Source organism: Gelidibacter algens (genome assembly GCF_001678675.1).
GTDB lineage: Bacteria > Bacteroidota > Bacteroidia > Flavobacteriales > Flavobacteriaceae > Gelidibacter > Gelidibacter algens.
Window position 1 is genome coordinate 105,754 of the sequence record NZ_LZRN01000003.1, and the last position, 26,616, is coordinate 132,369.

General features: G+C 38.3%; 14 protein-coding genes. All 14 read left to right on the forward strand.

Annotation, left to right across the window (positions count from 1 at the left end; all coding sequences use genetic code 11):
* Positions 1 to 124: 124 nt before the first annotated feature.
* The 14 genes from A9996_RS02190 (at position 125) to A9996_RS02250 (ending at position 26,616) form a co-directional block, all read left to right on the forward strand.
* On the forward strand, positions 125 to 2,947 hold the full coding sequence (locus A9996_RS02190) for a helix-turn-helix and ligand-binding sensor domain-containing protein (RefSeq protein ID WP_248912306.1): 2,823 nt from the start codon (positions 125 to 127) through the stop codon (positions 2,945 to 2,947).
* A 223-nt stretch (positions 2,948 to 3,170) separates the two neighbouring features.
* Entirely contained in the window at positions 3,171 to 6,197 is a 3,027-nt protein-coding gene (locus tag A9996_RS02195) for a SusC/RagA family TonB-linked outer membrane protein (RefSeq protein ID WP_066430378.1), read from the forward strand.
* Positions 6,198 to 6,209: 12 nt separating this feature from the next.
* On the forward strand, positions 6,210 to 7,745 hold the full coding sequence (locus A9996_RS02200; RefSeq protein ID WP_066430381.1) for a RagB/SusD family nutrient uptake outer membrane protein: 1,536 nt from the start codon (positions 6,210 to 6,212) through the stop codon (positions 7,743 to 7,745).
* Positions 7,746 to 7,775: 30 nt separating this feature from the next.
* Positions 7,776 to 9,500 (forward strand): LamG domain-containing protein, encoded by a 1,725-nt coding sequence (locus tag A9996_RS02205; protein ID WP_066430383.1) that lies wholly within the window; start codon positions 7,776 to 7,778, stop codon positions 9,498 to 9,500.
* Between the two features lie 111 nt (positions 9,501 to 9,611).
* Positions 9,612 to 10,979, forward strand: a complete 1,368-nt coding sequence (locus tag A9996_RS02210; RefSeq protein WP_066430385.1) for a glucoamylase family protein — start codon at positions 9,612 to 9,614, stop codon at positions 10,977 to 10,979.
* 46 nt (positions 10,980 to 11,025) lie between these two features.
* Positions 11,026 to 12,393 (forward strand): glucoamylase family protein, encoded by a 1,368-nt coding sequence (locus tag A9996_RS02215; protein WP_066430387.1) that lies wholly within the window; start codon positions 11,026 to 11,028, stop codon positions 12,391 to 12,393.
* Between the two features lie 45 nt (positions 12,394 to 12,438).
* A complete protein-coding gene (locus A9996_RS02220; RefSeq protein WP_066430388.1) occupies positions 12,439 to 13,236 on the forward strand; it encodes a carboxylesterase family protein in 798 nt (265 codons plus the stop codon).
* Positions 13,236 to 15,545, forward strand: coding sequence for a beta-glucosidase BglX (bglX, locus tag A9996_RS02225; RefSeq protein WP_083993817.1), 2,310 nt, complete (start codon positions 13,236 to 13,238; stop codon positions 15,543 to 15,545). The genes A9996_RS02220 and bglX overlap by 1 nt, the downstream gene beginning before the upstream one ends.
* 383 nt (positions 15,546 to 15,928) lie before the next feature.
* Positions 15,929 to 16,816: an alpha/beta hydrolase gene (locus tag A9996_RS02230; RefSeq protein ID WP_066430389.1), complete on the forward strand. Its 888-nt coding sequence runs from the start codon at positions 15,929 to 15,931 to the stop codon at positions 16,814 to 16,816.
* A 152-nt stretch (positions 16,817 to 16,968) separates the two neighbouring features.
* The gene (locus tag A9996_RS02235; RefSeq protein WP_245905255.1) at positions 16,969 to 18,822 is read left to right on the forward strand and encodes a family 43 glycosylhydrolase; all 1,854 of its coding nucleotides are present in this window, start codon (positions 16,969 to 16,971) and stop codon (positions 18,820 to 18,822) included.
* Between the two features lie 103 nt (positions 18,823 to 18,925).
* On the forward strand, positions 18,926 to 20,305 hold the full coding sequence (locus A9996_RS02240; RefSeq protein ID WP_066430394.1) for a sugar porter family MFS transporter: 1,380 nt from the start codon (positions 18,926 to 18,928) through the stop codon (positions 20,303 to 20,305).
* A gap of 172 nt (positions 20,306 to 20,477) precedes the next feature.
* Positions 20,478 to 21,923: a two-component regulator propeller domain-containing protein gene (locus A9996_RS20915; protein WP_317047098.1), complete on the forward strand. Its 1,446-nt coding sequence runs from the start codon at positions 20,478 to 20,480 to the stop codon at positions 21,921 to 21,923.
* A 5-nt stretch (positions 21,924 to 21,928) separates the two neighbouring features.
* A complete protein-coding gene (locus A9996_RS20920; RefSeq protein ID WP_317047099.1) occupies positions 21,929 to 23,227 on the forward strand; it encodes a triple tyrosine motif-containing protein in 1,299 nt (432 codons plus the stop codon).
* 236 nt (positions 23,228 to 23,463) lie between these two features.
* Positions 23,464 to 26,616, forward strand: coding sequence for a SusC/RagA family TonB-linked outer membrane protein (locus A9996_RS02250; RefSeq protein ID WP_066430396.1), 3,153 nt, complete (start codon positions 23,464 to 23,466; stop codon positions 26,614 to 26,616).

Consider the following 26,616-nt stretch of genomic DNA (forward strand, 5'->3'; position numbering starts at 1 on the left):
CTAAATAATGTCTTTATGAACACTTCTAAAACTGAAGAGCTCGTTTAGTCTTCTTAGGATTAAACTGCTAAATATTCAAGAAATACATTTTCTTTACTTTTATTGAACTAGAAACGATATTTTTATGGCAATGAAATCAAAAATGCCATTCCTATTACCGTCCCCTTTTGTGGTGGTTCTTTTTTGCTGCCTGTTTTTTCAAAGCAGGTTAGAGGCTCAATATTCGCCATATTTTCAAAATTATGATTTGTCTCAATACAATGCTGGGAATCAGAATTGGGGCATTTCTAAAGCGGAAGATGGTAGGCTCTATGTAGCTAATAATAAAGGGTTGTTAGAGTTTGATGGTCTTAAATGGACCCTAAATGTACTTCCAAATAAAACAACCATTCGTTCTGTACTGGCAGTAGATAAAAAGATTTATATAGGCTCCTATGAGGAGTTCGGTTTTTGGGAACGCGACAAATTTGGAACGCTCAATTATACCTCCATTAGTAAAGATTTAGATCCAAGGGAATTTTTGAATCAAGAATTTTGGCAGATTATTTCAACGGATGATGCGATAATATTTCGCTCGTTTTTGAATATCTATATATTTAGAAATGGCGTGATTAAAAAAATCGAACCCCCTTCTACAGTAATGTCATGCAACGTGATAGACGGAACCTTGTATATAGCCACGTTGACTAATGGAATTTTAAGTTTGCAAAATGGCGATTTAAAACCTTTTATAGAACATGGGGCACTAGTAGATACCAAGATCGTTTCCATCTCAAAAACGGACGGCGCATTTTTTATTACCACCTCCTTGGAAGGCATTTTTACTTACGCTAAGGGTGTTTTAAAACCATGGACTACTGAAATTACTGCAATAGTAAAAGAACATCAGCTCAATGTGTTTACTGAAATGGAGAATGGGAATATGGTATTTGGAACCATTCAAAATGGTGTTTATGTCACTAACCCAGACGGACAAATAAAGTTTCATATTCATAAGGAGAATGGACTTATCAACAATACCGTACTCTCACAATATATAGATGAGAATGACCAATTATGGATGGGACTTGACAATGGCTTAGCTTCTGCCGATTTGAAAAGTCCTTATTTATTCTACAATGATGTCTCAGGAAAATTGGGTGCCGTTTATGACGTGATCAACTATAAAAACACGGTTTACATTGGCAGTAATACAGGTTTGTTTTACTTGGACCAGAAAAATACTTTGCAATTTATTGATGGCTCTCAAGGTCAGGTTTGGGATTTAACTGAAATTGAAGGCGATCTTTTTTGTGGCCATAACAACGGCACTTATATTGTTGAGGATAAAAAATTAAAACTCATATCCCAATTCACGGGAGGTTGGGTCATTAGAAAAGTAGTAGATGCTCCAAGAACATATATTCAAGGCACCTATGCTGGACTGGTAAAATTTAAAAAGGAAAGTACCGGTTGGACAGTAAAGCAGTTGGGAGGCACGACCATACCCAGTCGCTTCTTGGTCTTTGAAGACGCTTACACCGCTTGGGTGGCACATGCTTACAAGGGCTTGTACAAAATAAAGTTCAGTAAGTCCTATGACAGTATTTTGGACATAAAAAACTATGAGCATAAGGGACTGTCGTCCACCTATAATGTTCGTGTGTATAAACTCAAAAATGACATCTCCATAAAAACGAACAATGGCTGGCAAAAATATGAACCTTTATTGGACACCATTGTACCATATGATCTGTTAAATACAAGTTTTGGGAAAAATTCATATATCATTTCTGAAAATGACGTCACTACCTTAGCTGTTAAAAATCAGAACAGTATTAATTTCAAGACTTTTCCAGAGGATGGTTTCAAAGCATCATTGAGTGATAAGTATTTTAAGAAACGTCTGATTGTGGGCTATGAAAATGTATCACAGTTAAAAGATGATACACAAGCTTTGAGTTTGGATAATGGTTTTATGCTGTTTGACACCTCCTTAAGTGCGGAATCCAATGTTTTACAAAAGCCCTATTTTGAAGGTATCGAAATAGATCAGCAACGGATCGCTTTAAATGCTATTGAAAATATTGAGTTGCCAAATAATTTTAAAACATTCACTATTGCCTTGACCGCTCCAAAATCTAAAGACCATTTTTTCGAATATACCGTGGCTTCTATGGATGCGGTACATTGGTATAAAATTGAAAATGAGACGTTGGATCTTTCAAACATTAGCTACGGTACCTATGAGTTTTTGTTTAGGGCTTCAAATCATTTGGGAGAAACGTCAGCTAATCAAAAGTTGATGGTCACCGTTTTGCCACCTTGGTATAGAACCGCGCAAGGCTATCTGTTTTTTGCATTTATATTAGCGCTAATTTTGATCTTGTTTTATGTACTGCACCGTAGGAAAATTGAAAAAGAGCAAAAATTATTGCAAATCAAATTCGCCGAAAAACAAAATGAATTGATCAAGGAGAAGAATGTCGAAAACCAGCGCCACATCGTCGAGCTTAAAAATGAATCATTGAAAAATGAAGTTAAATTAAAGAGTAAGCAGCTAGCCAACACCGCTATGGCTTTGGTGAAAAAGAATGAAACACTTTTAGAACTTAAAAAGGAAATCTCAATCCATAAAAACACCTTTGATAATTACATTTCCTATAAAAATATTATCAAGAAAATTGACACATCCATAGGACATAAAGACGAATGGAAAGTATTTGAGTACAATTTCAATCAGGTGCATGAGGAATTTTTTAAACAACTGAAAGGTGAACATCCCAACCTTACGTCTAAGGATTTGAGGGTTTGTGCCTACATCAAAATGAATTTATCTACAAAAGAGATTGCGCCCTTATTGAACATCTCTATTAGAGGCGTAGAAACCCAGAGATATCGATTAAAAAACAAATTGAAGTTGAATTCTGATAAATCTTTGACGGATTATTTGCTAAATTTCAAATAAAAGTACTTCACAATTCCGAATTTCGAATTTTATTATACGTCAATACTACGTCAAGTGTCCCTTACTCCATCGTTTGCGGACTTTTTTTAGTATCTTCAAGCTACGTCATTATTGAAATTTAAGATTTTTTTAACTCTGACGTAATCAAAATGTAATTCAAATTTACTTCAGCTTTTAAAATCATTATACCTTTCGATTAGCTAACGCAATAAATTCAATAGATATGAAAGCAAAACTAGTTTTATTCTTATTTTTTCTTTTCAGTTACACGGTGTCCCAGGCCCAGGAATCTACTGTCACAGGAACGGTAACGAGCGCAGAAGACAACTTACCAATACCAGGCGTAAATGTTTTAGTCAAGGGGACAAATAGAGGAACAAGCACTGATTTTGATGGAAATTATTCATTACAAGTAGCTAAAGGTGAAGTTTTAGAATTTTCATCCATTGGTTTTAAAAGCGTTGACATCACAATTGATAGTCAAACAACGCTTAATGTAGGTTTAGTATCTGATGTAGAAGCATTGGGTGAGATTGTTGTGATTGGTTATGGAACCCAAAGGAAAGTGGATTTGACAGGAGCCATAACTACTGTTAAAGCAGAAGATATTGAAAAAACACCCAATAGCAACGTCATGCAATCTTTGCAAGGTAAAGTTGCTGGGGTACAAATTGTAAGTAGTGGCGCTCCGGGTGCTTCTCCAACAGTAAGGATACGTGGTGTCAATTCCTTCTCTGCTGGTGGTGGTCCATTATATGTAGTAGATGGCATGTGGTACGAGAATATAGATTTTTTAGATAATAGCCAAATAGAAACCGTCTCTGTTTTAAAGGATGTTTCTTCTATTGCCATCTTTGGCCAACGGGGTGTTAATGGCGTCATCATTATTGAAACAAAAAGTGGAAAGTTTGAAATGAAACCCGTCATTACCTACAACGGATATACAGGCGTTCAATATGCTCGAAATGTAGTGAAGATGGCAAATGCCGAACAGTTTACAACTATGGCTTATGAATCAGGATCTGCTCCTGATATTCAATTTGTTGAAAATGCGATTGCCAGATTTGGTAGAAGTAGAGTAAATCCGAATTTGCCAGATGTCAACACTGATTGGTATAAGGAAGTTTTGAGACCTGCCACAATTTCAAGCCATAGTATTGGAGTGACAGGTGGGGGCGAATCTGCAAGCTATGGTGTGAGTACCAATTACTTTTCTCAGGATGGTATTCTGGATATGAAAAATGAATATGAACGTTTTAACATACAATCTAATGTTGATGTGAAAGTAACAGACCGATTGAGGATTGGCACCAATTCAATTTTCAGCAATGCTTTGCGCTACAATCCCGAAAATAGTGCATGGTTCCAAGCTTATTTTGCAGTGCCTATTTTACCGGTATTTGATTATGTTAATCCAGATGCAGTTACAACACCATATTCTGATGCTACTGTTTTAGGATATCGCGGGTCACAAAACCCTTTCCCAGTTATGCGGTATAACGAGAACCAATTGAAAATCAGAAAAGTATTGACCAGTATTTATGGTGAATTTGACATTGTTCCTGAAAAATTAACCTTCAAAACCTCATACTATCACGATTATTCAACAATTTCTGAACGTAATGTCAGATCGCTTTATTATATCTCACCAAATTCAAATAGACAACAACCTGATACTTCCATAAGACGTGCAGAACAGGATTATTCGACTCAAATATGGGATAATACGCTAACCTATAAAGACCAATTTGGCAATCATAATCTAACGCTATTGGCGGGGTCCTCTTACAGGGATGAGCAGGTAAATTCATTTAGCGCAACTGGAAATGACATACAGGGTATTGCATTTGAAAGCTCTTGGTATTTAAATTTTGCCGATCCTACCAAATTCAATGATAATGTAAGTGAGATTGGCGACCGTTTTTATGCATTGGCGTATTTTGGAAGATTGGAGTATGGCTTTGACGACAGATATTTAGTGAACGCTACCGTTAGAACTGAGGGAGATGCTAAATTTCCTAGAGAAATTTGGAAGACAACGCCGCAGATTGGTGTAGGATGGGTTATTTCTCAAGAGAGTTTTATGCAGGAAAACGGTGTATTCGATTTCTTAAAGTTGCGCGGTAGTTGGGGGCAATTGCCTAATGCGGCTTTAGGGGGAAGCGCAGGCACAAGAACCGTAAGTCAAGTAACACTTGCCATTCAAGATTTATTGACCAATGGTATTATTAGTACCAATGACTTTACCGATTTAAAAAGAGAGATTCTTGAAGAAACCAACGTGGGTCTCAGTGCCCGAATGTTTCAGAATAAATTGACATTGGAAGCCGATTATTATATACGGGATACAAAAGATTTAGTGGTACCTGTTATCCAAAGAATTACAAATCAGTCATTAATCAAAAATGCAGGTGAAATGAGAAACGAAGGTTTGGAACTAAGTGCTGACTGGAGCCAAAGGGTTTCTGATAACTGGAGTTTTAGCATCGGTGCTAATATTGGCACCAATAAAAACACGATCACAAAAATAGAGAGTGATCAAGGGTATTTTGATACGGGTGAGGCAGAATTCCGTCAACGGCTTATTGTTGGCGAACCTATCAATTCCTTCTTCGGCGTTGAAGTAGCTGGGGTTTATCAAAATGCAGCAGAAGTGGCGGCAGATCCTGTTGCTGTAGCTAATAATTTGGTTCCTGGAGACCTAAAATATGTTGATCAAAATGGTGATGATGTTATTGATGATGCCGACAGAGTTGTACTTGGATCATATTTGCCTACACTTACTTATGGTGGTAACATGCAGGTATCTTACAAAAACTTTGATTTATCGGTAGCCGTATCCGGACAATCAGGAAACAGCATTTTAAATAGAAAAAGGGGAGAGGTGATTTTTACAAATGACACCAATATTGATGCTGACTTTGCAATCAACAGATGGCATGGTGAAGGAACCACCAATTCATATCCATCGTCTGCAGCGAGAAGAAAAGGTTGGAATCAAAAAATGAGCTCATTCTTTGTTGAAGACGGAATGTATTTCAGAATTCAGAACATCCAATTGGCTTACACGATTCCTTCTGGCTCATTATTGGGACAGAGATCTCCAGAAACTAAAATTACGTTTACGGCCGATCGTCCTTTTACCTTCTTTAAATACAACGGATTCAACCCTGAAGTATCTGATGGAATTGATCGTCAAACCTATCCAATACCTGCTGTTTACACAGTTGGGATAAATATAAAAATCTAAAAAATTTGCCTTATGAAAAATTTGAAATTAGTTCTCAAACCAATGGCGCTTCTAACCGTGTTGGGCATGCTCTTTACGGCATGTAGTGAGAAATTAGAAGAAAACGATGGCCAATTGGCTACAGATGATTTGGATTTTACCAATATGTCTGATATGATACTGCCTGTATATGGCGCCTACTCGGTAACCTATTCTCGAGGCTGGGAAGATCCTTTGTTGCTTGGGGTTAGAGGAGATGATGTCAATGCAGGCGGATTAGGAGATCAGCCGTTATTTGCTCAAACGGACCTTTATAACTACGACAATGGTTTTTGGATGTTTAACCAAGTATGGATCAATTTTTATAAAGATCTTGCTGATATTATCAACTCTATGGAGCTCCTAGAGAGGTACAAGGTGTTTGCCACAGGCCAGGATATCACAAGAGCTGATCAGTATATTGCAGAAACGAAGGTTTTAAGTGCGTATCAGCATTTAAACATGGCTAAATTATGGGGAAATATTTTCATCATAAAAACTACTGATTTTGATGCCGAAACCAATAATGGGGTGGATACTAAAATGGAAGTTTTGCAATATGTGTCTGATTTGATGGATGAAGCGATTCCTTTTTTACCAGATGTTAGACCTAATGAACGCGTTGATATCCCTGGTGGCGTTACAAAATATACAGCTTTGGCCATAAAAGCCATGGCTAATTTAGAGATGGAAAATTACCAAGGTGTTGCTGATGCAACAGGTCAAATCATTAGCTCCAGTAAATTCAGTTTATTTCCAGATTTTTATGAATTGTTCAAAAAACCAGGAGAATTGAGCAACGAAAATTTATTCGAATTGCAGTTTTCTGATTATAACCAATCGTCTGGAGCAGCCAACAATCACGAATATGGTCCTTTCGGACCTGCAAATTGGACGCCCGTTGTTAAAACAGCTGATCCAGGTTGGGGCTTTTATGAGCCAAGTGTCAAGTTTATCAAATTCATGTTGGACAGAGGAGAAACAAAACGATTGTTAACCAGTGTCTTATTTACTCCAGATGGTATTAGCCAAATAAAGTCAGATCCTAGTTACGCCACCTTGCCTAACTTTATCTCAAATGTAACACCAGATGGTGACCAAATTAATAATTATGCAAGAGCAAAATTTGCTAGTGGAAAACACTATTTGCCTTCCAACCAATTAACAGAAGGACGAAACAATTATGGGTCCAGTAAAAACTTTATTGTTATCCGTTATTCTGAAATATTGTTGATGTATGCAGAAGCCCTTACAAGAGGCGCCTCAGGAACTACAATGACAGCAGATCAAGCTGTAAACACTGTTAGAGTTAGAGCAGATATGGCGCCGCTTTCTGGGGTTACAAGTGATCAAGTTATGGAAGAGAAATTTGCTGAACTCGCAATGGAATGGGGCGTTCGTTATTTTGATATGATTCGCCTAAACAAATATGACGAATTGAGTTATGACGGCAGAACTTTCAGTGCAGATAAAGAATTACTGCCATACCCTCAAGCCCAATTGGATTTATTGCCTTTGGAAAACAATTAGAAGGAAGAAATAATCTTTAAAATAAACAAAATGAAAAAAATCAATAAAATTTTTATTGGGTTATTTGCCTTAGTCCTAATGACGTCATGTTATGAAGGTATTGACTCAATTTCAGAAGTGGATCCGGGTCCTGACGCAGGAGCGCCATTAATCTCTATTATGAGACCCGCCAATGGACTGGAGATTCAAGTGCCAGAGCCAGTAACTTCAACAACTATTGAATTCAAAGTTGAAGATGATATTGAATTGGGAACTATTTCAGTCATGCTTGATGGTGTGGAAATAGCTTCCTATAATCAATTTGTAGATTATAGAATTGCAAAAGAGCAGTTTGTTTATGACAATATCACCACTGGTGATCATATACTAAGTATCACTGCTACTGACTTGGTTGGAAATGTCAGCACATCCACTGTCAATTTCACAAAATCACCTCCTTACACCCCTATATTTGCTGGCGAGCAGTTTTACATGCCATTTGATGGCGATTTTACAGAACTTGTAAGCGTTATGCCAGCAGGGGAAGTTGGCAATCCGGATTTTGGAGGCAGTGCTTACGCGGGATCAAATTCATACAAAGCAGGTACTGATAATTATTTAACCTTTCCTGTAAGCGAATTGACATTGGGCAATAACTTTAGTGGAGCATTTTGGTATAAGGTGAATGCTACCCCTGATCGGTCTGGTATATTGACCATTGGTGCCTCCGCAGAAAACCGTAATCAAGGTTTGAGATTGTTCAGAGAAGGTAACGGGACAGCACAACGCATTAAATTAAATGTTGGTACTGGTGCCAGTGATAGCTGGAATGATGGTGGTGAAATTAATGTGGCTGCAGGAGAATGGGTGCATGTGGTCTTTACCATTTCAGAAACGCAGACTAAAATTTACCTTAACGGAATGGAAGTAAACACCGGAACTTTAGGCGCACCAATAGATTGGACAGGAACGTCGCAATTGGTCATCGGGGCTGGTGGCCCTACCTTTAGTTATTGGGATCATAAATCAGATTCAAGTTTAATGGATGAGCTCCGATTGTTTGATAAAACATTATCACAAAGTGAGATCACTAGCATGATTGCCCAAGGCAGTCAAAAATTACATGTTAATTTCAACGGTAGTTATACAGATAATGTCAGAGATATAGAAGCCACCGTTGTTGGCAATCCAGGTTTTTCTGGAGATGCCTATGCGGGATCAAATGCTTACAAAGGCGCTGAAAATTCGTACCTCACATTCCCTACTACAGGGCTATTGGAAAATCAGTTTAGTGCTGCATTTTGGTACAAGATGAATGCTACACCTGATCGTGCCGGAATTTTAGTTGTAGGTCCTCCTGATTCAGGAAATGCAAATTTCCCTGGGGTACAGAACAACCGCACCAGCGGTTTCCGTTTCTTCCGAGAAGGAGGTGCCACCAATCAGACTTTTAAACTCAATGTGGGCAATGGAACTGCCGATAATTGGTTTGACGGTGGAGCAGCAGCGACTATAGATCCGACTGCAAATAATGGATGGGTTCATTTGGCCTTCACGATTTCTTCTACAGAATGTGTGGTTTACATTAATGGAGAAGTTGTCAAACAAGGTGAATTTACAGGCGTAGATTGGACCGGCTGTGATCTTCTTTCAGTGATGTCTGGGGCTCCTCGATTTACAGAATGGGGTCACAAATCTGACTTGAGCGTTATGGACGAGTTGAGAATTTTTGATAAAGCCCTGTCACAAACAGAAATTCAGGCACTTATGTTCTAATTACAAACGCCTATCACAAGGATGGCTGTATAAATCTTATTGAATTATTCTAATTCTATTTTGGCTGCATTCTGGTAACGGAATGCAGCTAAAATTTATTTAACACTCTTTATGAACAACCTTTTGACCAAAATAGTAATGCTTTGGATGCCATTGTTTTTGCTTTTTTCGAGCTGTAATTCAACTGAAAAAAGGCAGAACATGGGATCTTTTGATGCCAAGTCAGAGCCAATAAATGCTGATGATGCTTTATTGGACACCCTTCAAAAACAAACCTTCAACTACTTTTGGGAAGGTTCGGAACCAAATTCAGGTTTGGCAAGAGAGCGCCTTCATATGGATGGTGTTTATCCCACAAGCCCAAAAAACACAGTAACAACAGGCGGCTCCGGTTTTGGGTTTATGGCACTTTTAGTAGGCATTAAAAGAGGCTACATTTCAAGAGAAGAGGCCGTAGAACGCTTTACAAAAATGGTCAACTTTCTTGAAAAAGCCGATCGTTTTCACGGCGCTTGGCCTCATTGGATGAATGGTGAAACTGGGAAAATAGTGCCTTTCAGCAAAAAGGATACAGGTGGCGACTTAGTGGAAACTGCTTTTTTGGTGCAGGGGATGTTGACCGTTAAGGAATATTTCAAAAATGGGAATACTAAAGAAAAACAGCTCGCCAGTAAAATAGATCAACTGTGGAGAGAAGTAGAATGGGATTGGTATACCAAAGGTGAAAATGTGCTGTATTGGCATTGGTCTCCAACTGATCATTGGGATATGAATTTTCCCGTGGGTGGCTATAATGAGGCGCTTGTGATGTATATACTTGCTGCAGCATCGCCTACACACGGTATTTCCAAAGAAGTTTATGATGAAGGTTGGGCGTTGATCGGCAATATCGTTTCTAAAGATTCTTTATATGGGATTCCTCTAGTGCTAAATTACTATGAAAATGATGATGCCGACATTGGTCCCTTATTTTGGAGTCATTATTCCTATTTGGGATTGAATCCAAAAGGCTTGAAAGATAGGTACGCCGATTATTGGCAATTGGTCCAAAATCAAGCGAAAATTCATCACGCATACGCAGTTGATAATCCTAAAAATTTTAAAGGCTACGGTGATAGTTTATGGGGCATGACCTCAAGTTACTCCATGAAAGGGTATGATAGTCATAGACCAGGGAATGATTTGGGAGTTATCTCGCCTACAGCGGCCTTAGCGTCCTTTCCTTATACACCTGAAGAAAGCATGAAGATGCTTCATTATTTATATACAAAACAGGACACCTTGATTGGTAAATACGGCCCTTATGATGCGTTCAGTTTGGATAAAAATTGGTCAGTACCACGGTATTTGGCCATTGATCAAGGACCAATTCCGGTAATGATCGAGAATTATAGATCAGGAATGCTTTGGGATTTGTTTATGAACAATGACGATGTCCAACACGGATTGGACAAACTCGGATTTACGTATCCAAAATAAAATAATAGGTTGAACATGGTAGGACCTAAACTTTATAAAAGAAAACATGAAAAAAACAATTAGTCTCTTATTTATTGCAATCCTTATATATACCTGTTCTGGAAACTCGTCATCTGAATCATTTGACCCAGATCCTGTTGATGATGGCCCCGTAGTTATTGATCCGTTATCTGATGAAGACATGTTGGATTTGGTGCAGCGCGAAACCTTCAAATATTTTTGGGACTTTGCAGAGGCTAATTCCGGAGCTGCAAGAGAGCGTTATATTCCGAGCAATCCTGCCCAAGATAAAAATATAGTGACCACAGGCGGTACAGGGTTTGGGTTGATGGCAATTTTAGTGGGGATTGAAAGAGGTTATGTTACAAGAGCGGAAGCAGTATCAAGATTACAAACCTTACTGACTTTTTTTGAGAACGCCGATCGCTTTCACGGCGCATGGCCACATTGGCTCAACGGGACAAATGGAAGCGTTATTCCATTTAGTGAACAGGACAACGGTGGCGATTTGGTAGAGACTGCTTTTTTGGTTCAAGGCTTGATATGTATCAAGGAGTATTTTAAAAACGGCTCACCAGCTGAAGTGGCATTGGCAAACAAAGCCGATGTCCTCTGGAAGGGTGTGGAATGGGAGTGGTACACCCAAGGTGAAAATGTATTGTATTGGCACTGGAGCCCAACTAATGAATTTGCCATCAATTTAAAATTACAAGGCTATAATGAAACCTTAGTGGCGTACATTTTAGGAGCAGCATCACCAGAACATGCCATCGCACAGGAAGTTTATACCCATGGTTGGGCGGGCAATGGAAGTATTAAATCTTCCAATGTGCAATATGGCTTACCACTCGTTTTAAACCATCCAGGTTCGGCTCAATTTGGTGGCCCATTATTTTTTAGCCATTATTCATTTTTGGGTTTGAACCCAACTAATTTGGTAGATCAATATGCCAATTACAAAGATGTGGCTACCAACCACGCTAAAATCAATTATCAATATTGTGTTCAAAATCCGCGAAATTTTGAAGGTTACGGTATGGATTGCTGGGGATTATCGGCAAGCTACTCCAGAAATGCTGATGGTTCCCTCGGGTATTCTGCACACAGTCCTGCAAATGATAAAGGGATTATTTCACCCACAGCCGCCATTAGCTCTATGCCTTATACTTCAGCAGAATCTTTGCGCGCCATGCATTATTTTTATCAGGAAAAAGATAAATTATTGGGTGTTGCGGGGTTTTATGATGCCTTTAGCCCGGAATATGATTTTTGGGTTGCAGAAGCTTATTTAGCAATTGACCAAGGCCCTCAAATTATTATGATTGAAAATCACAGAACAGGGTTACTTTGGAATTTGTTCATGCAGAACCAAGAGGTCCGTAATGGACTTGACGCTTTAGGATTTACGTATTAGTGAATAGGATTTATAGCTTTTAAGTAGAATTTAAAATTACAAAAAATGAAACTACATGTTAAACAGATTGACTTAGTGTTTTTGTTGTGTTTTCTTTTAGGTGTCCAAAATGCGATGGCGCAATATCAAGAGCACTATTTGGAAGAAGATTTTATTTCAGGAGAAGACACCTTAAACTATCGATTATTGTTGCCAAAAAATTTCGACGAATCCAAACAATACCCAGTGGTGTTGTTTCTTCATGGTGCTGGCGAAAGAGGCAGTGATAATGCCAAACAACTGGTGCATGGTAGTGAATTATTCTATAAAACGAGCGACACTTTTCCCGCCATTGTCATTTTTCCGCAATGTCCACAAAATGATTATTGGGTAAATGCCACAGTTGATAGAAGCACAACACCTCTTTCTTTAAATTTTCCATTGGACGTCGCACCAACTAAATCCATGACCTTGGTAATGGCCTTGCTGGACGAGATGTTAGCGAAACCTTATACCAACACCAATGAGATGTATGTTGGCGGACTCTCCATGGGAGGGATGGGTACTTTTGAAATCCTTTATAGAAAGCCGGAAGTTTTCGCTGCAGCTTTTGCTATTTGTGGGGCGGGAAATGCCGAGGCTACAAAAGCGTATGCTACAACTGTTCCGATGTGGATTTTTCATGGCGCTAAAGATAATGTGGTTGCTCCGCAGGAATCGGTAGACATGGTTTCCGGTATTTTAAAATACGGAGGAACTCCTAATTTTTCGCTTTACGCCAAAGACAATCATAACAGTTGGGATTCGGCATTTGCTGAACCTGAACTTATTCCCTGGTTATTTTCTAATTCTAAATCAAAATAATGAAATCACAATCCATCAACTCCGTTCTTTTTAGTGCACTTACTTTTTGTTTGCTATCCTGCAATTCCTATCAGGCACAAACTCAAGTTAAATCTGAAAAATCCACTGCACAAAAAGTAGATTCCATTCTCAAATTAATGACTTTGGATGAAAAATTGGGACAGCTCAATTTACCATCTGCGGGTGACATTACTACGGGTCAAGCTACAAGTTCCGACATTGCCAAAAAAATTGAAGAAGGTAAGGTAGGCGGTCTTTTTAATATCAAAACGGTTGCAAAAATTAGGGATGTCCAAAAGGTAGCCATGGAAAAAAGCCGATTGAAGATTCCGTTATTATTTGGGATGGATGTCATTCACGGCTATGAGACCACATTCCCAATTCCGCTAGGATTATCCAGCTCTTGGAATATGCCAATGATTGAGAAAACCGCGCGTATTGCGGCCATTGAGGCTAGCGCTGATGGAATTAACTGGACGTTTTCGCCCATGGTAGATATCTCAAGGGATGCCCGTTGGGGCCGTGTTTCTGAAGGTTCTGGTGAAGATGCTTATTTGGGAAGCCAGATTGCAAAAGCAATGGTCAATGGGTATCAAGGTAAAGATTTGACCCAAAATACAACCATAATGGCCTGTGTAAAGCATTTCGCTTTATATGGTGCATCAGAAGCAGGACGCGATTATAATACGGTAGATATGAGCCGTATTAAAATGTACAATGATTACTTACCGCCTTATAAAGCGGCAATTGATGCTGGCGTGGGTTCAGTAATGGCAGCATTTAATGAAATTGATGGCGTACCTGCTACTGGGAATAAGTGGTTGTTGACCGACTTGTTGCGTACCGATTGGGGTTTTGACGGGTTTGTGGTGTCAGATTACACCGGTATTAATGAAATGGTCGATCATGGTATGGGAGACCTGCAAGCCGTTTCAGCCTTGGCATTGAATGCTGGTGTGGATATGGATATGGTTGGCGAAGGGTTGTTGACTACTTTAAAGAAATCTTATGAGGAAGGTAAAGTCACCATGGCAACCATTGATACAGCTGTTAAACGCATGCTGACTGCAAAATATCAATTGGGCTTGTTTGAAGATCCTTATAAATACTGCGATATTGATAGAGCTAAAACAGATATTTTTACGGATGACCATCGTGCATTTGCAAGAAAAGTGTCAGCAGAATCGATGGTATTGTTGAAAAACGACAACCAGACCTTACCACTAAAAAAATCAGGAACGATTGCGCTAATCGGACCGTTAGCCAATAATGCGGTGAATATGGCAGGGACTTGGAGTGTGGCCACCAAGCAAGAAAAATCCAGTCCGCTTTTAGAAGGTTTAAAAACTGTTGTCGGTAATAAAGCTAAAATACTATACGCCAAAGGCAGTAATCTGGCTAAAGATTTAGAATACGAGAAACGGGCGACCATGTTTGGGAAAGATATTCCGCGTGATGGAAGAACGGATCAACAAATGTTGGATGAAGCTTTGGAGATCGCTTCAAAATCTGATGTTATAATTGCGGCTTTGGGAGAATCGGCTGAGATGAGCGGCGAAAGCAGCAGCAGAACCAATCTTGATATTCCTCAAATTCAAAAAGAGTTATTAAAAGCGCTTTTAAAAACAGGAAAGCCTGTAATTTTGGTCATGTTTACCGGGCGGCCATTAACTATTCAGGAAGAAGTGGAAACCGTTCCCGCTATTTTGAACGTTTGGTTTCCTGGCAGTGAAGCGGGCTTAGCAATTTCAGATGTGCTGTTTGGCGATGTCAATCCTTCAGGGAAACTGACAGCAACCTTTCCTCGCAATGTGGGACAGATTCCAATTTATTACAATCATAAAAATACGGGTCGACCATTGAACAATGATGAAGGGAATTTTGAAAAATTCCGCAGCAATTATTTAGATGTGCGCAACGAGCCTTTATTTCCTTTCGGATATGGGTTAAGCTATACCCAATTTGAGTATTCCAACTTAAAGTTAAGCGCAAATCAAATGGCCATGACTGGTGATATTGAGGTTACTGTTAACGTGAAGAACTCAGGAAATTACGACGGAAAAGAAGTCGTCCAATTGTACATCAGAGATTTGGTAGGCTCGGTAACGAGACCCGTTAAAGAACTGAAAGGCTTTCAAAAAATAGAAATGAAAAAAGGGGAAACTAAAACGGTGACTTTCAAAGTGACTGTTGACAATTTAAAATTCTACAATTACAATTTAGATTTTGTTGCTGAACCAGGACAGTTTGAAGTATTTGTGGGCACTAATTCTGACACCACCATGAAAGCAGGATTTGAATTGAGATAATAATTTGAGAAACCTTTCAGGTTTTCAAAACTTGAAAGGTTAAATTGTGCTAAACATGAACAAACGATAGCATATCATTTCGTTAAAGAAGAAAGTAAAATGGCGACATTCCAATTGCGCAATTAAGAGTTAAAGTTTCACTATAACTAAGATGGAATATCATTTGAAACCTGAAGAAATAGTAATTGCTCCGGACTTCGATTTTAATTTCGAGCAGTTATTCACATTAAAAAAGACATGGCACTAATTCTTGAGATCAGGGAAGTTCATGTGCTTTTTTATCCATGTCAAAGGATATTGAGTTAATAAATTAAAATTGTTTCTAATATTTGAAGCCTATTATATAAAAGACCTTTATTTTAGTGGCAAACAGAGACATCCTTATGAAGAAACTTATTTTTTACAGCTTTTTACTCAGTGCAACCGCTGTATTTTCCCAAGCCAAAGTAACCACCTACACTTATGCAATTAAAGGAATGGACACCTTACAGATGGATGTGTATACTCCTAAAAAAATGAAGAAAAATGATTCTGTTCCGGTTCTATTATGGATGCATGGTGGGGGTTTTTCAGGAGGTAGCAGAAGTTTTCCAAGCGAGGTCAAAATGGCCGAACTGGCAGCAGAAAATGGTTACTTAGGTGTTTTTATCTCCTACAGACTCACACGCAAAGGTCAACTGACAGGCTTTGGCTGTGACTGCCCAAAAGCTGAAAAACTGCTAACCTTCAAAAATGCAGCAATCGATTTTATGGATGCAGCAAAATTTATTTATGATAATAAGAATGAATTGGGAGCTGATACCACTAAAATTATAGCCGGTGGGAGTAGCGCTGGGGCAGAAGGGATGCTCAATGCCGTGTATATGCGCGAGTATTTTATAGAAGATTTAAAAAGATACAATGAGATTAAATTTGCAGGAGTATTTTCTTTGGCGGGAGCGATGGTCAATGCCGATTATGTGACAAAAGAAAATGCCTTGCCTTCTGCATTTTTTCATGGCACTGCAGATAATTTGGTGCCTTTTGGCAGTGCAGCACATCACCAATGTAAACCTGAACGAAAGGGATATATCATGTTGGACGGATCGGCGACCATTGTGGAGCGATTGCTGGAATTGGAAATGCCCTATTATTTTTATAAAGTTATTGGAGGGCGGCATGAATTGTCATCCATTCCATTTGAGCAGCTAGAGGGTGTATTTGAGTTTTTCAACCAAACTGTTATCAAAAAAGAAATCATACAAACCGTAAGAATAATTAGGAAGACATGAAAACCTAGTGTTTTCTTAAAGGTTGCTGTGGCCCTTGAGATGTGCAACACTTAACATCATAATCATATAAAAGAAACACCGTGTACAAAAGCCAACATCATTCAAATTATGGCCAACTCATGAACACTTACAAACATTAAACTGATGCCATTATGATTAAAACTTTATCAACGTTAATGTTATGCCTTTTCCTGGTTGCTCTAACTGCGTGCAAGGAAAATGAAGAAGATGGTAGAACCACTGAAAAGGTTCAGAATAAAGTTGAAAATTCCAAAAACAATTTCACCACCTATTGTAATCCAATAGATATCGATTATTCCTATATGTCCCATTACCGTGCGGAAAATAATGTATCGTATCGTTCTGGTGCTGATCCTGCAATCGTCAATTTTAAAGGTCGTTTTTATATGTTTGTCACAAGGTCGCACGGCTATTGGGCATCTGATGATATGAGCAATTGGAAATTCATCAAACCTCAAAGCTGGTATTTTGATGGGAGTAATGCACCCGCAGCCGCAGTAAAGGACGGAAAAATTATTGTTCTGGGAGATCCGTCTGGGAGAGGTGCGGTCATTGAAACTGACAACCCTGAACTTGGGGATTGGAAAACAAATTATGCGGTGATCAATATGCCGGGAGGTACACAAGATCCCAATCTTTTTGTGGATGATGATGGAAAAGTGTATCTGTATGAAGAATCCTCCAACAAATGGCCCATAAGAGGGATTGAATTAGATCCTAAAAACTATTACATCCCCATTGGCGAGCAAGTTGATCTTTTCAATTTAAAACCAGAGAAACACGGGTGGGAACGCTTTGGACAAGATCATAAATCAGATCTCAAACCTTTTATTGAAGGCCCTTGGATGGTAAAACATAAGGATACTTACTATCTTGAATATGGTGCCCCAGGAACCCAATGGAATGTGTATGCTGATGGCGTTTATACGAGTAAAAATCCGCTAGGTCCTTTTGAATATGCACCTTATAATCCTATTTCTTACAAGCCTGGAGGATTTTTGAAAGGCTCTGGGCATGGCAGTACGGTGAAGGATAACAATGGCAATTATTGGCATTATTCTACGATGGCCATTTCTGTTAATTTTAAGTTTGAAAGACGCTTGGGCATGTATCCTGCAGGATTTGAAGATGATGGCCAAATGTATGTCAATACGGCTTATGGCGATTATCCTCATTATCTGCCAGACACCAAAGTAGCCAATCACAAGGAACGTTTTACAGGATGGATGTTGCTTTCCTATGACAAGCCTGTCAAGACCAATTCACCTCTGGTAGAAAAGGAAATCAATGTAGTAAATGAAATTGAGGAAGGCTATATGCAGGAGCAGATCAAGGATTTCAATAGCAATAAAATTAATGATGAAGAGATTCGTAGTTATTGGGTTTCTGAAAGCAACAACGATTCTATTTATGTCGAAATCGATTTATTGAAACCGATGGAGGTGAGGGCAGTTCAAATTAATTTTCAGGATTTTAACAGTGTGATTTTTGGAAGACCCGAAGGTATCAAACAGCAATTTGTGATTGAAACTTCTTTGGACGGAAAAAAATGGAATGTGGCAGTGGACTACTCAAAAAACACAAAAGACATGCCTCACGCCTATATTCAGCTTGAAAATTCAGTCGAAGCCCGCTACATTCGGTATAATCATGTATTTTGTACCAATAAATATTTAGCCATTTCAGAATTGAGGGTTTTTGGCAAAGGAAAAGAAGCACAACCTCAAACCCCTTCAAATTTTAAAGTGCTAAGACAAAAGGATAGAAGAAATGCCGACTTAACCTGGGATGCTGTTAAAGATGCTACAGGGTACGTGATATATTGGGGAATTGAAAAAGATAAATTGAACCTCAATGCCATGATGTACGACCATCCAAATTATGAATTGAGAGCATTGAATACCGAGCAATCCTATTACTTGCAAGTAGAAACTTTTAATGAAAATGGAATTTCTAACCGAAGTGAGATCATTTTTATAGAATAATAATTACATTTAAAACATCTAACATCTAACATCTAACATCTAACATCTAACATCTAACATCTAACCTCTAACCTCTAACATCCAACAACTAACATCTCAAACCATGACTAAAAAAACTTTTTTACTACTAATAGCTGCTGTTTCAGCATTAGGCGGACTCCTATTTGGATACGATACAGGCGTTATCAACGGTGCTCAATTTTATTTGAGTAAGTATTTTGATTTGAGTGATGCCATGAAAGGATGGGTGGTAGGAAGTGCACTTATAGGCTGCTTTGTAGGCGCCATAGTTGCAGGACCCTTGAGCATCAAAATTGGCCGTAAATATTCGTTGATTATCTCTGCAGTATTATTTACGATTTCTGCATGGGGCTCTGGTCTGCCTTCATTTTTACCAGAGTCCGTAACACTTTTGGTGGTTTTTAGAATTATTGGAGGATTGGGAATTGGGATTGCCTCTATGAATGCGCCCATGTACATTGCTGAAATTGCACCGAGTGATATTAGGGGCCGTATGGTAACCTATTACCAATTGGCTATTGTAATTGGTTTTTTTGTGGTGTTTTTAGCCACTTATTTTATCGGAACCAATTTAACGGAAGCTGAAAACATTCAAGAAGGATGGCGAAAGATGTTCTGGTCAGAATTGATTCCGAGCGGTTTGTTTTTGATATTATTGTTCTTCGTGCCTAAAAGCCCGCGATGGTTGGCCTTAAAAGGAAAAGATGACGAAGCATTAGTGGTCTTGAAAAAAATACATGATGACGAACAGGCCAACAAAGAAATTTTCCAGATTCAACAGTCCTTAAAAGCTGATGATACAGGATTAAAGGTCAATTACTTTTCAAAGGCTATTTTAACAATTATCGTTATTGGGACTGTGTTCTCCATGCTGCAGCAGTTTACGGGTATCAATGCGGTACTGTACTATGGTGCAGATATTTTTGAAAAAGCTTTAGGTTTTGGAAAGGAAGATGTCCTATTACAACAAATTCTATTGGCATTTGTCAATTTGGTATTCACCTTTGTCGCGATGTTTACTGTCGATAAGTTTGGTAGAAAACCATTGATTTATATTGGAGCCTTCGGTATGCTTGCTGGGTTTTTATTATTAGGCATAACCCTGCAACAAGAGGCGGTTGGATTTTTATCCTTATTGGGTGTGTTGATTTTTATAGCCTCGTTTGCATTGTCCATGGGGCCAGTGGTTTGGGTGTTGCTTTCAGAAATGTTTCCTAATAAAATACGAAGTGTGGCCATGTCAGTTGCCGTTGCAGCCCAATGGGCCGCCAATTATGTGGTGTCACAATCTTTTCCAATAGTCATGGGAAGCGAAGTCAATAACAGTTCAACCTGGAATGGGTCATTGCCATATTTCATTTTCATCGTGTTTATAGTAGTCATCGTTTATGTAACCTACAAATTCATTCCTGAAACCAAAGGGAAAACACTTGAGGAAATTGAAGGGTTTTGGAAAAAGTAAGAAGTTCTTATGTGTGTATTCTAAGTATTTGAAAAGTTTTAGTGTGTTTCAGAAGTTCAAACTTGAGCATTTAAATTTCAAGTGACTGTTGATGGTATAATCATTCTAATTTGTGATAGAGAGAATTAAAAATTTGATGTTTTGTTTGCTGCTATTGGTTTCAACGGTGTTGATGGCCCAAGAGCTACCTCCAATTATCACCTATCAACCAATTGAATATGGAGCAGAAAATCAAAATTGGAGTATTTCCCAATCAAATAAAGACTATATCTATGTTGCAAACAACAAAGGGCTTTTAGAGTTTAACGGTGCCAAGTGGCAATTATATCCTACTCCCAATGCCTCTGTTTTAAGATCAGTCAAAGTGGTTGACAACCTTATTTACACGGGTTGCTATATGGATTTTGGATATTGGAAGAAAAACAGTTTAGGAACTTTAGATTATACTTCAATTTCTGATAACCTCAATATTCCACTTGTTGAAGATGAACAATTTTGGAACATTCTTGCTATAGACCAGTATGTGCTCTTTCAGTCATTAGATCGAATATATATTTATGATGTTCTCAAGCAATCTTATAAGACCATAGCTTCAGAAAACACCATAACCAAGATGTTTAAAGTCAAGGATACGGTCTATTATCAAAGTTTTGGAGAGGGTCTTTATAAAATAGAGAATGGTCAATCTCAACGAGTCATTGTTGATGAGATCTTTAAAAAGAATAATATTGTCAATATGTATGATCACAATGATCAGCTTTTGATACAAACCCAAGAAGAGGGCTTCTACAATTGGAAAGATGGGCAGCTTAAAAAATGGGAGAGCTCATCTAAAGATCTGATTGATGGATTGAGTGTCTATAATAGTATTCAGCTTAAGGATGGGAATTTCGTCTTGGGAACCATCTCCAATGGCATCTTTTATCTCAACAGTTCAGGAGATCTTCTTTATAAAATTGACCAAACGGACGGGCTTTCCAACAATACGGTACTCTCATTATTTGAAGACAGCAATAGCAATGTCTGGCTAGCACTCGATAATGGTATCAACTGTATCAATATGAAATCTGCTTTGCGAATCTATAATGATGAGGATGGCGATTTAGGAACCGTTTATACCTCGACACTTTTTGAAGACAACTTGTATTTGGGCACAAACCAGGGGCTTTTTTACAAACCTATCGCCTCCAATGCGCGTTTTAAATTTATTGAAGGTACAAAAGGTCAGGTCTGGTGTTTGAAGAACATAGGAGGAACACTATTTTGTGGCCATAATCTGGGAACTTTTGTTGTAAAAAATAACCAAGCCGAATTAATAGCCTCAATACCGGGAACATGGGATGTGCAAGCTTCTCTGGAAGATGAAAATAGGGTCCTTCAAGGAAATTACAGTGGGCTTCATGTGTTGGAGAGACAGAATGGACAATGGACTTACAAACATAAATTGGAAGGTTTTAACATCTCCTCTCGGTATTTTGCCATTGTCGATTTATCAAAAATATTGGTCAGTCATGAGTACAAAGGTGTTTTTGAAATCACAACAACTTCAGACTGGACCCAGGCGACATCCATCACTAAAGATGTTTCAGTAAAAAAGGTGTTGGCTCAAGTTTGGTAACTTACTTGGATAAGATTTTATATGCCTCTGAAAATGGCGTCTATAATTATAATAAACAACTGGGTGTATTTCAAAAAGACAGTCTTTTGAGTCGCATATTTCCTAGTGGCGAATATACCTCGGGTAAACTGATCGCAGATGCGCAACACGATAAGCTATGGGGCTTTTCTAAAAAAAATATCAGTTATGTGTCACCAGGAAAATTCAGTGACAAGTCTGTAATCACCAAGATTCCAATTCCACAAGCCTTACGAAAGGAAATGGTGGGTTATGAAACAATTTCATTTTTAATGGATGACACCTATCTTTTTGGAACATCATCAGGTTACATTATTATTGATTTGAGTAAAATAGACCTTAAATCCTATGACATCGCTATCAATTCTATAACCAACTATGCCATAGATGGAGAGGTGTTCTCTGTAAATATTACAAACGCTTCAAATTTTAGCGATAAAGAAAATAATATTCAATTTAATTACAGTGTGGCTGAGTACAACAAGTATTTGGCGGCGGAATACCAATACAAATTGATTGGATATTACGATGTATGGAGTCCGTGGTCCTCACAACCGTTTGTGTTGTTCAAAAATTTACCACATGGCGAATATACTTTTAAAGTGCGTTCTAAAGTGGGCAATAATTTGTCCAATAATGAGGCGCTGTACGAGTTTTATATTGCAAAACCTTGGCATCTTTCTAACCTAATGTGGGCTATTTATATCATTACTCTTATTGTTTTGGGTGTGATGGTCCATCATCTCTACAAACGTTATTATAGAAAACAGAAAGAGAAATTGATGTTGAAGAACAAACGCGATCTGGAATTGAAAGAGCTTGAAAGCGAACAACAATTAATGCAGCTCAAAAATGAAACGCTTCAGCAGGATATCGAAAATAAAAATAGGGAATTGGCAATTTCTACGATGAGTTTGATCAAAAAGAATGAATTCTTGAACCAAATTAAGGAAGAGCTTAAAAATACAGACGATCAAAAGCATGTAAAACCCGTCATTAAAATCATTGACAAAAACATCAACACTACAGACGATTGGAAGTTTTTTCAGGAAGCTTTCAATAATGCAGATAAAGACTTTTTGAAAAAGATCAAAGCAAAGCACCCTAAATTAACGCCTAACGACCTTAAACTATGTGCCTATCTGAGACTCAATCTCTCTTCTAAAGAAATCGCGCCTTTACTGAACATTTCCCATAGGAGTGTAGAGGTCAAACGTTACAGATTAAGAAAGAAAATGCATTTAGCGCATGAATCTAGCTTAACAAATTACATCCTGGAATTGTAGGCCTACAACAATTTGGGTTTTTACCTATACATTGCCACAACAAACCTCAATTTTTGCGATACTACCTCGATGTAGTGCAACATCTTACGTTCCGTCGGATATTCACTTATATAAGGATTGCGTTGCGATTATCGTAAAGATAATCTCATTTATTTACGGTGTATGTTTTTTGTTGTGGTCATTATTGGTATTTTGATAATTGTATGTCCTAAGTTTATCATATAAAGTTTTAAACTATGATAACAAAAATCCTCTCTTTTTTACTACTTCTTTCGACTACCTTAACATTGGCTCAAACCATCAATGTTAAGGGGACGGTAAAGGATTTGCAAAGTGGCCAACCACTTCCCGGAGTAAATGTGATTATAAAGAATACCGCAAAAGGAGTTTCTACTGACTTTGACGGGAATTTTACAATCCAAGACGTTGATAAGAATGCCATTCTTGTTTTTTCTTATGTGGGCTACAAAAATCAGGAAGTAACAGTTTTAAATGACCAACCGTTAACCATTAATCTTATTGAAGATGCTGAAGCACTAGATGAAATTGTGGTAATTGGTTACGGATCACAACGTAAAGAGCTCGTTACCGGTGCATTTACGAGTCTTGATGCTGAGAAAATAACAGAAAGTAATCCCACCCGAATCGAAGAAGCTTTAAAAGGTAGTGCTGCAGGTGTTCAGGTCAATTCCAATTCAGGATCTCCTGGAGCATCTCTAAACATTAGAATTAGGGGGATTACTACCAATGGCGATAACTCACCTTTGGTAATTGTAGATGGTGTTAATATTGGTACAGACCTAAGTATTATTGACCCTAATGACATCCAAACTATGGATATTATCAAGGATGCGAGTTCTGCAATTTATGGTGTTCAAGGTGCCAATGGCGTTATTTTAATTACGACCAAAACAGGTAAGAAAGGTAAAAAAACAAAGTTTTCCTATAACTCTTATTATGCCATTCAGGAAGCAGATAATCAAATTGATTTGATGAACAATTTGGAATATGCCATCTATGTCAATGAATCAGAAGCAGCAGATGGCAATAACCTTCCTTTTCCAAATCTTCAAACTTTAAATACCAATACAGACTGGCAGGACCAATTATTTGAAACTGCACCTATGTTTAGTCATAGTTTAAGTGCTGTTGGGAGTTCAGAAAGTATCACCTATGGTGTTAGTGCGAGTTATTTTGGACAGGATGGTGTTATTGCAAGTGATAAATCCAATTACCAACGCTGGACGTTTAAAAACAATTTGGGAATCGACCTCTCAGAAAAATTTAAGTTAAACACGTTCCTATTGTATACCAATATTAGAAGTCAAGGCATACCTGAAGGTGGTCGTGGGTCTGCATTGTATTATGCTTTGAATGCCTCGCCTTTAACTTCAGTTTACAATGGGGAAGATGCCAACAGCATTTCACGTGGGTACACATTTATAGGTTCCAATCAAGGAAGTGAGATCATCAATCCGCTGGCATTGATCAATAATACCTACAATGAAGGCAGAGCTGATCGATTTACGGGAAAGATTGAATTGGAATATAAAATCCTGGAAAACCTCAAAGCGACAACACGTCTGAATTTCAATTATTCTGATTTTGGAGGAAGATCCTACGCGCCTTTACAATTTTACGGCTTAGGAAAAGTGGTCAACAATGTTGTTCTAAATCCTTCAGATCCTACACGTTTTAATACCGATAGAAACGGAGATGGCGTTAGAGACCTATATAGCACAGTTGCTGAAGATTCACAATTCTCATTTGATTATACGTGGGAAAATTTTGTTGATTATAATACCTCTTTCGATGACCATAACATCAATGCTTTATTGGGAACGTCCATAAGAAGCGAACGCTACAAGGGATTCTTCGGTTCTGGCCCATTGGTAAATGGACCTGACAGATTTGACAACGCTTTTTTGAGCAACACACAATCCATCATTCAAATTGTGGATGGCGAATTGACCCAGGCATTGGTAACCTCTACCGATGGAAGAAATGAAAACCGTTGGTATTCTGTCTTCGCACGTCTCCAATATGATTACAAAAACAAATACTTATTTTCTGGGATGATCAGACGGGATGCTTCCACAAAATTTGGTCCTAACAACCGCATCGGAAACTTCCCATCAGTGTCTGCAGGTTGGGTGGTTTCAAATGAAGGCTTTTTTAATGTCGATGCCATAAATAGTCTGAAAATTAGAGGAAGTTACGGGATTACTGGAAACGATAAAATAGGAAATTACCGATGGTTAGGTCTGTTACAGGGCACCAATGGAGAGGCCACCTATCCGTTTAACGATTTACTTTCTTTCGGAAACGCCGTAGGTGCCTTGGCAAATCCTGACTTAAAATGGGAAACCAATCACCAGACCAACATTGGTCTTGATGTGTCATTTTTTAACAGCAAACTAGATTTGACTGTAGATTACTACTATAAAAAAACTGAAGATCTCTTATTGATACCGGAAGTTTCTGGTTTATTGGGAGCTTCGGCAGGAGGTAGTTCCGCACCCGTCGTAAATGCAGGAACCATAGAAAATAAAGGCTTTGATTTAAGTCTTAATTATGCTCATGATTTTTCTGATGATTTTAGAATGAGTGTAGGTTACAACCTAACGACCATAAAAAATAAAGCGCTACAAGTTAATAACGCCGCAGGCTTTATCCCTGGCGGACTTTTCAACTTGAATCAATCCACATCAAGGTTTCAAACCGGGTTGCCAATTGGTGTCTTTTATGGATTGCAAACAGATGGTGTTTTTCAAAACCAGGCAGAAGTTGAGGCACATGCAATTCAACCCAATGCAAGTCCGGGAGATTTAAGATACGTAGATGTCGATGGAGATGGCACCGTAGAATTTGGCAGTAATGATGACCTGACAGTGATTGGTAACCCAATACCTGACGCAACCATGGGGCTCAACTTGAATTTCAACTACAAGAATGTCGACTTTGCAACCTCCTTATATGCCTCTATCGGCAATGATATTGCCCGCAGTTATGAGCGTTTCTTGACGTATAGCAACAAACCTGATTTTTATTTGAACAGATGGACGGGTGAGGGCACTTCCAATGAAGTCCCTAGAGCTTCAAATTCAGCATCCAACAATCAATTGTTCTCTTCATTTTATGTAGAAGATGGTTCTTATTTAAGAATCCAAAATGTGCAACTAGGCTATTCAATTTCAGATAAATTTTTAGAGAGAATGAGTATCGATAAGTTTAGAATTTATGTCGCAGTCAATAATCTCTACACCTTCACAAAATATAACGGGTACAATCCAGACGTGTCAAATTCAAGTCCGGTAGGAGCAGGAGTTGATTTGGGTCAATATCCTCAAACCAGAACATTTACAACAGGAATCAATGTTTCATTTTAA